General features: G+C 73.4%; 11 protein-coding genes and 1 pseudogene. All 12 read left to right on the plus strand.

Features of this window, described 5'->3' with window-relative positions:
* The 12 genes and pseudogenes from ACZ3KP_RS32820 (at position 1) to ACZ3KP_RS32875 (ending at position 13,651) form a co-directional block, all read left to right on the plus strand.
* Positions 1 to 1,473: an MFS transporter gene (locus ACZ3KP_RS32820; protein WP_467503925.1), complete on the plus strand. Its 1,473-nt coding sequence runs from the start codon at positions 1 to 3 to the stop codon at positions 1,471 to 1,473.
* Between the two features lie 56 nt (positions 1,474 to 1,529).
* Positions 1,530 to 1,943 carry a DUF3151 domain-containing protein gene (locus ACZ3KP_RS32825; protein ID WP_358979012.1) on the plus strand — a complete coding sequence of 138 codons (414 nt, stop codon included), beginning with the start codon at positions 1,530 to 1,532 and terminating at the stop codon, positions 1,941 to 1,943.
* A gap of 148 nt (positions 1,944 to 2,091) precedes the next feature.
* Positions 2,092 to 2,931 carry a tryptophan 2,3-dioxygenase family protein gene (locus ACZ3KP_RS32830; protein WP_467503927.1) on the plus strand — a complete coding sequence of 280 codons (840 nt, stop codon included), beginning with the start codon at positions 2,092 to 2,094 and terminating at the stop codon, positions 2,929 to 2,931.
* Positions 2,924 to 4,132 carry a kynureninase gene (kynU, locus tag ACZ3KP_RS32835; protein ID WP_467503929.1) on the plus strand — a complete coding sequence of 403 codons (1,209 nt, stop codon included), beginning with the start codon at positions 2,924 to 2,926 and terminating at the stop codon, positions 4,130 to 4,132. The genes ACZ3KP_RS32830 and kynU overlap by 8 nt, the downstream gene beginning before the upstream one ends.
* Positions 4,133 to 4,355: 223 nt before the next feature.
* Positions 4,356 to 5,231, plus strand: a complete 876-nt coding sequence (locus tag ACZ3KP_RS32840; protein WP_358979006.1) for an alpha/beta hydrolase — start codon at positions 4,356 to 4,358, stop codon at positions 5,229 to 5,231.
* Positions 5,232 to 5,864: 633 nt separating this feature from the next.
* Positions 5,865 to 6,905: an alpha/beta hydrolase gene (locus ACZ3KP_RS32845; RefSeq protein ID WP_467503932.1), complete on the plus strand. Its 1,041-nt coding sequence runs from the start codon at positions 5,865 to 5,867 to the stop codon at positions 6,903 to 6,905.
* A gap of 67 nt (positions 6,906 to 6,972) precedes the next feature.
* A pseudogene (locus tag ACZ3KP_RS32850) lies at positions 6,973 to 8,118 on the plus strand (acyltransferase family protein); the annotation flags it as partial.
* Positions 8,119 to 8,383: 265 nt separating this feature from the next.
* Entirely contained in the window at positions 8,384 to 9,769 is a 1,386-nt protein-coding gene (locus ACZ3KP_RS32855) for a sensor histidine kinase (protein WP_467503933.1), read from the plus strand.
* On the plus strand, positions 9,766 to 10,452 hold the full coding sequence (locus ACZ3KP_RS32860) for a response regulator (protein ID WP_467503935.1): 687 nt from the start codon (positions 9,766 to 9,768) through the stop codon (positions 10,450 to 10,452). Before ACZ3KP_RS32855 ends, ACZ3KP_RS32860 begins: the two co-directional genes overlap by 4 nt.
* 114 nt (positions 10,453 to 10,566) lie before the next feature.
* Entirely contained in the window at positions 10,567 to 11,934 is a 1,368-nt protein-coding gene (locus ACZ3KP_RS32865; protein WP_467503937.1) for a sensor histidine kinase, read from the plus strand.
* Entirely contained in the window at positions 11,931 to 12,596 is a 666-nt protein-coding gene (locus tag ACZ3KP_RS32870; protein WP_358978997.1) for a response regulator transcription factor, read from the plus strand. Before ACZ3KP_RS32865 ends, ACZ3KP_RS32870 begins: the two co-directional genes overlap by 4 nt.
* 209 nt (positions 12,597 to 12,805) lie before the next feature.
* Positions 12,806 to 13,651 (plus strand): MHYT domain-containing protein, encoded by an 846-nt coding sequence (locus ACZ3KP_RS32875; RefSeq protein ID WP_467503939.1) that lies wholly within the window; start codon positions 12,806 to 12,808, stop codon positions 13,649 to 13,651.
* Positions 13,652 to 13,660: the final 9 nt, after the last annotated feature.

Here is a 13,660-nt window from a genome sequence, read left to right on the forward strand (position 1 = left end):
ATGCCCGACGTCCGGCTCGCCTCCCCGCAGGGCAAGTGGATCCTGCTCACCACGGTCCTCGGCTCCAGCATGGCCCTGCTGGACTCCACGGTCGTCAACGTCGCCCTGCCCCGCATCGGCGAGGACCTGGACGCGAGCCTGTCCGCGCTCCAGTGGACGGTCAACGCGTACATGCTGACGCTGGCCGGGCTGATCCTGCTCGGCGGCTCGCTCGGCGACCGATACGGCCGCCGGAAGGTGTTCGTGACGGGTGTGGTCTGGTTCGCCGCCGCGTCCCTGATGTGCGGTCTGGCCCCCACCGACGCCGTGCTGATCGGCGCCCGCGCCCTCCAGGGCGTCGGCGGCGCGCTGCTGACCCCCGGCTCGCTCGCCCTCATCCAGGCCTCCTTCCACCCCGACGACCGGGCGCGGGCGGTCGGCCTGTGGTCGGGCTTCGGCGGTATCGGCGCGGCCGTCGGCCCGTTCCTCGGCGGCTGGCTGGTGGACGGCCCCGGCTGGCGCTGGGTCTTCCTCCTGAACGTCCCGCTGGCCCTGCTCTGCGTCCCGGTGGCCCTGCGCCACGTCCCGGAGTCCTCCGGGGGCACCTCCCGCTCGGAGAGTGGGGGAGAGCGCGTGCACGGCCGTTTCGACGTCCTCGGCGCGGTGCTCGGCGCGCTCGCGCTCGGCCTGGTGACGTACGCGCTGATCGAGGGCGGGGTGACCGGCGTCGTGGTGGCCGTCGCCGGGGTCGGGACCGGGGTGGCGTTCGTGCAGGTCGAGAAGCGCCGCCGGGACCCGATGCTGCCGCTGGAGATCTTCGCCTCCCGCCAGTTCACGGCGGTCAACATCGTCACCCTGTGCGTGTACGCGGCCTTCAGCGGCTTCTTCTTCCTCACCGCGCTGCAGCTCCAGGTGGTGGCGGGTTACTCGGCCCTCGCCGCCGGTACGGCCCTGCTGCCGTCGACGGTCCTGATGCTGTTCCTCTCCGCCCGCTCGGGCGCCCTCGCGGACAGGATCGGCCCCCGGATCCCGCTCACCGTGGGCCCGCTGCTCTGCGCCGCGGCGATGCTGCTGATGCTCCGGGTGGGCGAGCACGCGCACTACCTGACGGACGTGCTGCCCGCGGTCCTCGTCATGGGCGCCGGCATGGTCACCCTGGTCGCCCCGCTCACCGCGACGGTCCTCGCCTCCGTGGACACCGCCCGCGCGGGCATCGCCAGCGGCATCAACAACGCGGCGGCCCGGGCGGCGGGCCTGATCGCGGTGGCGGGACTGCCCCTGCTCGCCGGGATGGGCCCGGAGGCGTACCGGTCGGCGACCGCCTTCGACGCGGCCTTCGACCGCGCGATGCCGATCTGCGCGGGCGTCCTGGTGCTGGGCTCCGCCCTGGCCTTCACCCTGGTACGCCGCCCGGCCCCGGGGTGCGTGCGCCCGGAGTGCCGCACCCACGGCAACATCACGACCCCACCGCTGGAGGCGGAGGGACACGCCTGACCGTGGCGGCTGCGACCGCTTCCGACGCGTACCGGCGGATCCCTCAGACTGGACCCATGAGCATCCACGAAAACCTCCTCGGCGGCCCGCCCCCCACCCACCTCCCCGACGAGCCCGCCCCGCGCGAGCTGCTGGCCCAGGGCACCGCTCCCGCGGACGTCGCCGCGAAGTACCCCACCTCCTCGCTCGCCTGGGCCCGGCTTGCCGACGACGCGTTCGAGCGCGGCTCGGTCGTCGAGTCGTACGCCTACGCCCGTACCGGCTACCACCGCGGCCTGGACGCGCTGCGCCGCAACGGCTGGAAGGGGCACGGCCCGGTGCCCTGGGAGCACGAGCCCAATCGTGGCTTCCTGCGGGCCCTGCACGCGCTCGCCCGTGCCGCGCAGTCGATCGGTGAGCAGGAGGAGTACGAGCGCTGCTCGCAGTTCCTGAAGGACTCCTCCCCGACCGCCGCGGCGACCCTCGGCTGAGTCATCCGTTCGGCGGTGTGGCCCGTCCCGCAGGGGGCGGGCCTTGCCGTGCGCGGGGTACGTTGCGCAAGATGCGGGTGGGGACCGGGGCCCCCGTGTCGGCATCGGCAGGGGCGGACCGCTACCCGGAGTACAACAGGAGACAGCGATGTCCCAAGAGGCTCTCGACACGAACGAGCCCGAGACCCCGCATCTCGACTTCGCCGGCACGACGCCGTACGAGGACTACGTCAAGGCGGACGTGCTCACCCACCTCCAGCACACCCTCTCCGACGACCCCGGAGAGATGGTCTTCCTGGTCACGACCCAGGTCATGGAGCTGTGGTTCACCGTCATCGTCCACGAGTGGGAGACCGCCGCGGTCGCCCTGCGCGGCGACGACATCCCCACCGCGATCGCCGCGCTGAAGCGTTCCACCCGTGAGCTGGAGGCGCTGAACGCCTCCTGGAAGCCGCTCGGCCAGCTCACCCCCGCCCAGTTCAACTCCTACCGCTCCGCCCTCGGCGAGGGCTCCGGCTTCCAGTCGGCGATGTACCGGCGGATGGAGTTCCTGCTCGGCGAGAAGTCCGCGTCCATGCTCGTCCCGCACCGCGGCGCGCCCCGCGTCCACGCGGAACTGGAGAAGGCCCTGCACGAGCCGAGCCTGTACGACGAGGCGGTACGGCTGCTCGCGCGCCGCGGCCACGCCGTCCCGGACGCCGTGCTGCACCGTGACGTCTCCGCGCGCTACGAGCCCGACGACGCCGTGGAAGCGGCCTGGACCGCCGTCTACTCCGGCCCCGAGGACGCCGAACTCGCCCGGCTCGGCGAGGCGTTGACCGATGTCGCCGAACTCGTCTGGCGCTGGCGCAACGACCACCTGGTCGCCACCCGCCGCGCGATGGGTGCCAAGCCCGGCACCGGTGGTTCGGCCGGCGTCGCCTGGCTGGAGAAGCGCGCCCGCAAGAACGTGTTCCCGGAGCTGTGGACGGCGAGGTCCCATGTCTGAGCTCGCACTGAAGGCGGAAAAGCTGGACGCAACCGACGAGTTGGCGGGGGTGCGCGAGCGCTTCGTCCTCGACACGGCGTCCGGGCACGCGGACGGCGCCGCGGGCGTCTACCTCGACGGCAACTCCCTGGGCGCCCTGCCCGCGCACGTCCCCGGCCGGGTCGAGGACGTCGTACGACGGCAGTGGGGCGAACTGCGCATCCGGTCCTGGGACGAGAGCGGCTGGTGGACGGCGCCGGAGCGGATCGGCGACCGGATCGCCCCGCTGGTGGGCGCCGAAGCCGGGCAGATCGTGGTCGGCGACTCGACAAGTGTCAACGTTTTCAAGGCACTTGTGGGTGCGGTACGGCTCGCGGGGGAGGGGCGTGACGAGATCCTCGTCGACGCGACCACCTTCCCCACCGACGGCTACATCGCGGAGTCCGCCGCCCGGCTGACGGGCCGCGTGCTGCGTCCGGTGCTCCCGGCCGGGGTGCGCGACGCCCTCGGGGACCGCACCGCCGCCGTCCTCCTCAACCACGTCGACTACCGCACGGGCCGGCTGCACGACCTCCCCGCCCTCACCGCCGCCATCCACGCGGCCGGCGCCGTGGCCGTCTGGGACCTGTGCCACAGCGCGGGCGCGCTGCCGGTCGGCCTCGACGAGCACGGCGTGGACCTGGCGGTCGGCTGCACCTACAAGTACCTGAATGGCGGCCCGGGTTCACCGGCGTACCTGTACGTGCGGCGGGAGCTGCAGGACCGCTTCGACTCCCCGCTGCCGGGCTGGAACTCGCACGCCGAGCCGTTCGGCATGAGCCCGTCCTACGCACCCGCGCCGGGTGCGCTGCGCGGGCGGGTCGGCACCCCGGACATCCTCTCCATGCTGGCCCTGGAGGCGGCGCTGGAGGTCTGGGAAGGGGTCGCGGTGGACGCCGTACGGGCCAAGTCCCTCGCCCTGACGGACTTCTTCCTGGAGTGCGTCGAGGCGTACCTGCCGGCGGGCCGCGTCGAGTGCCTGACCCCGGTGGCGCACGAGGAGCGCGGCAGCCAGATCGCGCTGCGCTGTACCGACGCCGGGGACGTGATGGGACGGCTGATCGAGCGGGGTGTGGTCGGGGACTTCCGGCACCCCGACGTCCTCCGCTTCGGGTTCACCCCGCTGTACGTCGGATTCGCGGACGTGGAGCGGGCGGCGCGGGTGCTGGGGGAGGTCGTGTAGCCCGGTCGTGCAGCGGCCCGTGCCGCCCAAGCCCGGTCCGGGCGGGTCGACATGGGGATACGGCGACCCGTGTCGCGGGGGCCGGGACGGTACAGATCCGTTTAATCCTCACCGTGCGTGACATCCACGTGTCCGCGCACGTCATCGGCCTGGTACCGTCCCGGCCAACGGCCGATCTCCCTCCCGGTCCGCCAACATCAACACGCCGCTGAGAGGTTGGAGCATGCCGGACGACGCCGCAGCAGAACGGGCCGCAGCCGAGGAGGAGTCCGCCTTCTCGCACCCGCACGTCGAGCCCGACGCCACAGCGGCCTACGGCGACCACCCCGACCAGGTGATCGACTTCTACGCCCCGCGTGCCGGCGGGCCGTCGGCGCCCCTGATCGTGGTCCTGCACGGCGGCGCCTGGCGCGCACCCTACGACCGGCTCCACATCACCCCGTTCGCCGACTACCTGGCCCGGCGCGGCTTCGCCGTGGCCAACGTCGAGTACCGGCGCGGCGCCACGCTGCCCGCGCAGGGCGGTACGGCCCCGGTGGCCGGGCGCTGGCCGGACACCTTCGACGACGTCGCCGCGGCCCTGGACGCGCTGCCCGCCCTGGCCCGCGAGGCGCTGCCGCAGGCGGACCTGCGCCGCACCGTCCTCACCGGCCACTCGGCGGGCGGGCACCTGGCCCTGTGGGCGGCGGCGCGGCACGTGCTGCCCGCCGACGCCCCCTGGCGCACCTCCGCCCCCGCTCCGCTCCGCGGGGTCGTGGCGCTGGCCCCGATCGCCGACTTCGCGATGGCGGAGAAGCTGGACGTCTGCGGCAACGCCGCGCTGCAACTCCTGGGAGGGGAAGCGAAGTTCGCCGACCGCCAGGGGTACGCGGACCCGGCGCTGCTCCTCCCCACCGGCATCGCGACCACCCTGGTCCAGGGCCGCACCGACACGGTCGTCCCCCAGGCGGTCGCCGAGTCCTACGCGGACGCGGCGGCCAGGGCGGGTGAGGTGGTGGGGCTGACGCTGCTGGAGGAGGTTGGCCACTTCCCGCTGATCGACCCGGCGGCGGACGCGTGCGCGGTGGTGGCGGAGGAGATCGCCCAACTGGCCTACTGAGCGAGCTGGGTCCCGTGCGAAGCCAATCCGGGAAGCCACTAGCTCCGGGAAGCCACTCCGGGAAGCCACTCCGGGAAGCCACTCCGGGGGCGCCCCGGAGATACCCGTAGTACCTGAGAGCTACGCCGAGGAAGAGCTCCCCAGCGGGACGCGAACGACACACCCCGCTCCGTAACTTCCCGATCAGACCAGCCCGACACCCGGGCGAACTGAACGGGGAGGCCCGCGATGGGGAACGTGACGGGGGAGCTCACGCCCCGACGGGCACGGCGGAGGCGGGGCGTCGGCTCTTTGCTCGGCTCGCTCCGCGACCGCGGGCAGCTGCGGAGCCGGGTGAGTGCCCTTCCGGTTCGGGCAGCGGCGGGCACGCGTGCCGCCAGGGGCGGCACAGGTGGGCGCTGGGGGTCCCCCCGGCCGAAGGCTGGGGGAGGCACCCCGCGAGCGCGGGCGAGCGAAACCCCCCGCCCCAGCGAAACCCCCCTCGACGACGCATCGCCGACCAGCGAGCCCCACCCCACGGACTCCGGTTCGCCCCGGCGCTCGCCAGCCGCTCCCGCTCCCGCACCCGAACCCGTGCCCGCACCCGAACCCGTGCCCGCACCCGAACCCGTGCCCGTGCCTGCGCCCGCACCCGTGCCTGCGCCCGCACTCGCGTCCGCACCCCTCTCCAGAACCCGCCGCACCCTCCTCGCCGCCCTCCTCACCACCGCCGTGGTCCTCCCCCTCTCCGCGGCCGCCACCCCCCACATCCCCGCCCCACCCCCCGCCACGCTCCCCAACCCCCTCACCCCGACCGCCCTCGCCACCGTCTACGCGGCCAACCGCGCCGACGCGGCCGAGGCCGCCCGCATGGCCGCCGCCCACGGCGACACCTCCCGCGCCGCCGCCGACCGGACCCTCGCCTCCCCGTCCCGTCACCTCCTCCACTTCGACGCCAGAGGCACCGGCCAGGTCACCGAGGTCCTCGGCGACCTGGCGCAGGCCACCCGTATCGCCGTCCTGGTCCCCGGCTCCGACACCACCCTGGACACCTACGCCCGCTTCCACACCGCCGCCGACTCCCTGTACCGGCGCCTGACCCACGAGCAGCCGCGCGCCCGCACCGCCGTCGTCGCCTGGCTCGGCTACCGCACCCCCGCCACGATCAGCACCACGGTCCTCACCCCCGGCCGGGCCGACCAAGCGGCCCCGCACCTGCGGGAGTTCGTCCACGAGCTCCGCACCCTCACCGCCCGCCCCCGTCCCCGTCCCCGCACTCGCCCCCGTCCCCGCCCTGACTCGAAGCCGCCGGCCGTCTCCCTCCTCTGCCACTCCTACGGCACGGTCGTCTGCGCCCGCGCCGCCCCCACCCTCACCGGTCTCGGCGTCACCGACATCGCCCTGGTCGGCAGCCCGGGCACCGGCGCCGACTCGGCCGCGGCCCTGCACACGTCGGCCCGCGTGTGGGCGGCCCGAGGTGCCGACGACTGGATCGCCGACGTGCCGCACGTGCGTGCCGGCCTCTTCGGCACGGACGTCGGCTTCGGCACCGACCCCGTGTCCCCGGCCTTCGGTGCCCGCGTCTTCGCGGCAGGACCCGGCGGCCACAGCGACTACTTCACCCCGGGCTCGGCCTCCCTGGCCAACCTCGCCCGGATCGTCCTCGGCGAGACTACGGAGGTCACCCGTGCGTAAGCCCCGGAAACCCGACGACCGACACCCCCAGCACGCGGTACGGCACGCCCCGCACCTCCCGGGTGCCGTGCGGCGGCTCGCCCACCGCGTGGACGCGGCCACCCCACCCGACCGGGACCGTGCCGTGGACGCCTTGCGCGCCTTCGCGGTGCTCGGTGTGGTGCTCGGCCACTGGCTGGTGACCGCGCTGGTGGCGGACGGCGGGGGGCTGGGCACCAGCAGCCCCCTCCAGCACCTGCCCGTACTGGCCCCGGTCTCCTGGCTGTTCCAGACGCTCGCCGTGTTCTTCCTCGTCGGCGGTCATGTGGCGACCCGCAGTCACGCCACCGCCCAGGCGAACGGGACCCCTTACCGCCGCTGGCTGCGCTCCCGCCTCGCCCGCCTGTGCAAACCGGTCGCCGCCCTCCTCGCCCTGTGGACGGTCACGACCACCGCCCTCCTGGTGTCCGGCACCGACCTCGCCACCGTCCACACCCTTGTCAAACTCGCCCTGTCCCCGCTCTGGTTCCTCGTGGTGTTCGCGGCCCTGACAGCGGCCACCCCCCTGGTCGCCCGGCTCAACCCGCTGTGGCCGCTGGCCGTCGTACTCCATGTGGACCTGCTCCGCTTCGGTTCCGGCGCCCCGGCCGGGATCGGCTGGGTGAACCTGGCGGCGGGCTGGCTGGTGCCGTACACGCTGGGCGCCGCCTGGACCCGCGGCGAACTGGACCGCCCGCGTGCCGGTTGGGTACTGCTCATAGGCGGTACGGCGGCGACGGCCGTGCTGGTCGGCTTCGCCGGCTATCCGGCGGCGATGGTCGGCGTCCCGGGCGCCGCCGTCTCCAACCTCGACCCGCCCACCCTCGCCGCCGTCACCTTCGGCCTGGCGCAGTGCGGCCTCGCCCTGCTCCTGCGCGAGCGGCTGCGCCGTACGATGCGCCGTCCGCTCGCCTGGGCGGCGGTGGCCTTCGTGAACCTGTCCGCGATGACGATCTTCCTCTGGCACCAGACGGCCCTGATGGCGACCACGGCCACCGGTCTGCTGCTGGGCCGGCTCCCCGGTCTGCACACACCTCCGGACCATTTCGGCTGGGTCGGCGACCGCCTGCTGTGGCTCCCGGTGTTCGCCCTGGCGCTCGCCGTCTGCTGGGCGGCGTTCCACACGTACGAGCGCTCCGGCCCCGGACACCGCCCCCGCAAGCGACCCGGCCGTCCTCGTGAGGCGCGCACCCGCACCCACGTCCGCTCCCGCACCGTCGTCCGCTCCCGCTCCCGCTCCCACGTCCGCTCCCGCACCGTCGTCCGCTCCCGCTCCCACGTCCGCTCCCGCACCGTCGTCCGCTCCCGCTCCCGCTCCCGCACCCTCGCCCGCGCTCGCACCCTCGCCCGCACCCGCGTCGCCCCGACCGGCGTCGTCCTCCCTTCGCGCGTCGTACGGACCCACCGCTCGTCCGATCGGGCGACACCGACGGAGGCCCGCCGTGTCTAGGCTGACCGCTGTGACGGAAACGGGGACCCGGCAGGCGGAGCGGCTCGACCGCGCGCCGCGCTGGCTGCGGACACTCCATGACGACCTGTGGACCCTCCGGGCCGACCCGCTGCCCGCCTCCGGGTGGCCGCGCCGGCTGCCGCACGGTGTGCTGTGCGTGGCGGCGGTCGGCATCACGATCGGCGGCGTCGCGCAACTCCAGCACAACGGGCACCTGGGCGCCGGTCTCGCCTCCCTGCTCGGCCTCGCCCCGGGCACCGCCGTGCTCCTCGCGATGTGGCGGCCCGTCCCGGCCTGGTGGCTGTCGACGGGCGCCATGCTGGTGGCCGCCGTCACGCTGCACGGCCGGCTGGGCACGACACCGGTGGTGCTGTTCACCTGGCCCTGGACCGTGGCCGGGATGATCGCGCAGCTGCTGGTCCTGCTGCTGCTCACGCTGCGCGTCCGCGCCCGGGCGGCCGCCGAGGCACTGGGTCTGACCGTTCTGGTCACCTGGCTGCTCGACGGCGTCTGGGGCGCGCCGCCCCACCAGTCCACTTCGTTGATCACCGTCGTGCTGGCCACGGTCGTGGTGGCGCTCGGCACCGCGCTGCGCGGCCGCCGGGTGGCCCGCGCGGAGCTCAACCGCCAGACCACGCTCACCGCCGAGGAACGAGCCCGGCGCACCCTCCTGGAGGAGCGCAGCCGGATCGCGCGCGAGCTGCACGACGTGGTCGCTCACCACATGTCGGTGATCTCCATCCAGGCCCAGGTCGCCCCCCACCTCGTGGAGAACCCTTCGGACGAGCTCAGGGAGAACCTCGAAGGCATCCGGCACAACGCGCTGGAGGCGCTCACCGAACTGCGCAGAGTCCTGGGCGTGCTGCGTTCGGAGAGCCCCGACGCGGACGCGCCCGACGACGGCGGCGCCGGGCCGCACAGCCCGCAGCCGACCCTGGACCGGCTGGACGCGCTGGTCGAGAACACCCGGGCGGCCGGTCTCACCGTCACCACCCGGATCAACGGCGAGCGCCGTCCGATGCAGTCGGGCGTCGAGCTGTCGGCCTACCGGATCGTGCAGGAGGCACTGAGCAACGTGCTGCGGCACGCGCCGGGAGCCACCGCCCATGTCGAGATCGAGTACATCCCCTACGGTCTGCTGGTGTCCGTCGCCAACTCCCGTCCGGGCCGGCCCGCTTCGCCGTCGCCCGGCGCCGGGCACGGCCTGCTCGGTATGCGCGAGCGGGCGGCGATGCTCGGCGGGTCACTGACCGCGGGCCCCGGGGCGGACGGTGGCTACCGGGTCTTCGCGGAGCTTCCGGCCACCGCTCCGGACGCCGGCCTGGTGGCCGGCCGTACCCAGCACCCCGGCACCGGCGTACCCCGTGCCCTGCACCCGAAGGACGACCGCGCATGACGAACAGCAGTGGCGGCCCCATCCGCGTCGTCATCGCCGACGACCAGCAGATGGTCCGGCAGGGCTTCACCGTGCTGCTGAACGCCCAGCCCGGTATCGAGGTGGTCGGGCAGGCGGTGGACGGACTGGACGCGGTCGCCAAGGTCGGTGAACTCACCCCGGACGTCGTCCTGATGGACATCCGCATGCCCGAACTCGGCGGGATCGAGGCGACCCGCCGCATCGTCGGCGAACGCCCGCACATCAAGGTGCTGGTGCTCACCACCTTCGACCTCGACGAGTACGTGTACGAGGCGCTGCGGGCGGGTGCGTCCGGGTTCCTGCTCAAGGACGCGTCCGCGGCCAAACTGGCCGAGGCGGTGCAGGTGGTGGCGGCCGGGGACGCGCTGATCGCGCCCGTCATCACCCGGCGGCTGATCGCCCGGTTCTCCCAGCTGGACGGGGGCGGGGTGCGGGCTCCGCTGAAGGCGCGCGTCGGCGATCTGACCGAACGGGAGACGGAGGTCCTGGCGTTGATCGCGCAGGGGCTGTCGAACGCGGAGATCGCCGAGCGGCTGGTGGTCGCCGAGCAGACCGTGAAGACGCATGTGGGCCGGATCCTGGTGAAACTGGGGCTCAGGGACCGCACGCAGGCGGCGGTGTTCGCGTACGAGTCGGGCCTGGTGCGCCCGGCGGGATACTGACGGGACACCGGCCGGAGGGCCCCCGGCTGCGCCCCGTAGTACCTGAGAGGGACCCCGCAGGACCCTTCTCACTGGTGACGACGGTGACCCTCGCCGCCGCCTACCGTCGTGTACGTGACCGAGACGACCCACCCGCACGCCACACCACCGCAGCCGCCGGACGGCGCGTTCGAGCCGTACAAGCCGCGCAGCCCGGAGTTCCGGGCGGCGATGGACGCCCTGCGGGGGCTGCGGCAGGATCTGCTTCAGGACGCCTTCGCCTATCGTCCGCTGCCCCGGGCGAGCACCGACGGCCCGTTCGCCCGCCGCCTGCCGGCCAGGCTGCAAGAGTACGCGGCCCGGGCGCCGCACGCCCTGATCGGGGCGGCCGGCCTGCTCGCGATGTTCATCGCCTCGAACAGCGCCGTCAACGGCGCGGCGGTCAACCTGGTCCTCGGCCTGCTCGCCCTGGTCCCGGTCCTGCTGACCATGGTGCGGCCGGTCGGCGCGTTCTGGCTGTCGATGGCGGCGACCCCCGTCGCGGCCGTCGTGGGGAGCGACTGGGGCAGCCCGTGGCCCTGGCTGGACGGCAGCTTCGCCTGCCACCTGTTCGTGCTCACCGTGGTGGCGATACGCACCAGGCCGCGCACGGCGGCGTGGATGTGGCTGCTGACGGCGCTGTACGGCGCGATGGCGCAGACGGTCCACAGCGGCGGTTACGGCGGGTCCGACACCGCCACGCTGCTGTTCCTGTCCGCGCTGTCCCTGCTGGGCGTGACCGTCTGGCACATCCGCAGCGCGGCCCGGCGGGAGATGACCGTCCAGCGGACGGTGACCGCGCACGAGCGGTCCCGGCGCACCCTCCTGGAGGAGCGCACGACGATCGCCCGTGAACTGCACGACGTGGTCGCCCATCACATGTCCGTCGTCGCCATCCAGGCCGAGGCGGCCCCCTATCGCGTCGAGAACCCGCCGCCGGAACTGGAGAAGGCGTTCGTCACGATCCGGGAGAACGCGGTGGCGGCGCTCACCGAACTGCGCCGGGTGCTGGGCGTGGTCAGAGCCGAGGACTACGAGGCGCCGGACGCCCCGCAGCCGACCCTCGCCGACCTGGACGGGCTGTTGGCCAATGTGCGGGAGGCGGGTCTGGACGTCGAGAAGACGATGACCGGCAAGGTGCGGGAACTGCCGCAGGGCGTGGAGCTGTCGGCGTACCGGATCGTCCAGGAGGCGCTGAGCAACACCCTGCGGCACGCGCCGGGGGCGGCCGCCCGGGTCGAGGTCGCCTATGTGCTCGGCGGCCTGGGCCTGCGCGTGGTCAACGACCCGCCGCCGCGGACCGCCCTGCTCAAGCCGTCCCCCGGCGCCGGTCACGGCATCACGGGCATGCGGGAACGCGTCTCGATGCTGAACGGCGAGATGACGGCGGCCGGCACGGCCGAAGGAGGCTACGAGGTGACGGTGTTCCTGCCCGTCGCGGCCACCCCGGAAGGTGACGCATGACCATCCGGGTACTGATCGCCGACGACCAGATGATGGTGCGCGAGGGCTTCTCGGTCCTGCTCAACGCGATGCCGGACATCGAGGTCGCCGGTGAGGCGGTCAACGGCCGCGAGGCGGTGGACCGGGTCCGTGAACTCTCCCCCGACGTGGTGTTGATGGACATCCGGATGCCCGAGCTGAACGGCATCGAGGCGACCCGGGAGATCGTGGCGGCCGACAGCACGGCCAAGGTGCTGGTCCTGACCACCTTCGACCTGGACGAGTACGTGTACCAGGCGCTGCGCGCGGGAGCCTCCGGCTTTCTCCTCAAGGACGCCTCCGCCCGCCAGTTGGCCGACGGGGTGCGGGTGGTGGCGGCGGGCGAGGCCCTGCTGGCCCCTTCGGTCACCAAGCGGCTGATCACGGAGTTCTCCCGGCTCTCCGGCACCCCGCGGCTGATGTCCACGGCCCAGGCGGCGTACGGCGATCTCACCGACCGGGAGACGGAGGTGCTGATCCTGATCGCGCAGGGCCTGTCCAACGCGGAGATGGCCGAGCGTCTGGTGGTGGCCGAGTCCACGATCAAGACCCATGTCAGCCGCGTCCTGGTGAAGCTGGGCCTCAGGGACCGCACGCAGGCGGCGGTGTTCGCGTACGAGGCGCGGCTGGTGACGCCGGGCTAGTCGCCGCACGTGCCACGAGCACAGTTGATATTGCGATTCGGTCGCGAGCGGTACAGGCGTGTGCACGGTGCGCTCAAGTTGTGTTTGGATGGTGAAGGGAATCGGCCAGTTGGCTTGTTCCGCTCTCCGTGCACTCCCTCCCGCTCGCATGCCCGCGTTGCCGGGTGGGGGTGTCGCCGTCCCTGCTTCGCGTGAAGAAAGTTGCCGCGATGACCGCTGACGTGTCCGAATTCCACTACGGCGTGATCACCCCCATAGCCGCATACCTCATGGCCTGCCTCGGTGCGGTGCTGGCGCTGCGCTGCACGACCCGCTCGCTCGGCCGCGGGCGCGGGGAGAAACGATTCGGCTGGCTCGCTCTGGGCGCGGTCTCCCTCGGCTGCGGCATCTGGACCATGCACTTCATCGCGATGATCGGGTTCAGCGTGGACGGTGCCCTGGTGAGCTACGACACCGGCCGGACCCTGTTGAGCCTCTTCGTCGCCATCGCGGTCGTCGCCGTGGGCGTCTTCCTCGTCGGCTACCGGGGTGCGGGCCCCGTCACCCTGGGCGCCGCGGGCGTCCTCACCGGACTCGGCGTGGCCGCGATGCACTACCTCGGCATGACGGCGATGAACACCGGCGGAACCGTGCACTACGACACCACGGTCGTCGCCGTCTCCGTGGTGATCGCCGTGGTCGCCGCGACCGCCGCGCTCTGGGCGGCGGTGTCGATCAGCGCGGTCTGGGCGACCGTCGGCGCCAGCCTGGTGATGGGCGCGGCCGTGTCGACCATGCACTACACCGGCATGGCCGCGGTGAGCGTCCACCTCACCCAGATGCACTCCGGCAGCCAGTCCTCCACGAGCCTGCTCGCCTTCCTCCTGGTCATGCTGGCCGGCCCGGTGGCGGCCCTGATCCTGGCCGCGGCGGTCGTCATGTTCGACCCGGAGGTGGTGGGCGGCCAACGCGACCGGACCGCCCCGAACACCCCCGTCTCCCCCATACCTCAGCCCCAGCCCTGGCCCCCCACGGACCACCCCCGACCCCTGACGGACCGGCGCTACACGCCCTGAAATCCCCCC

The sequence above is a fragment of the Streptomyces sp. NPDC020958 genome, from assembly GCF_055562175.1.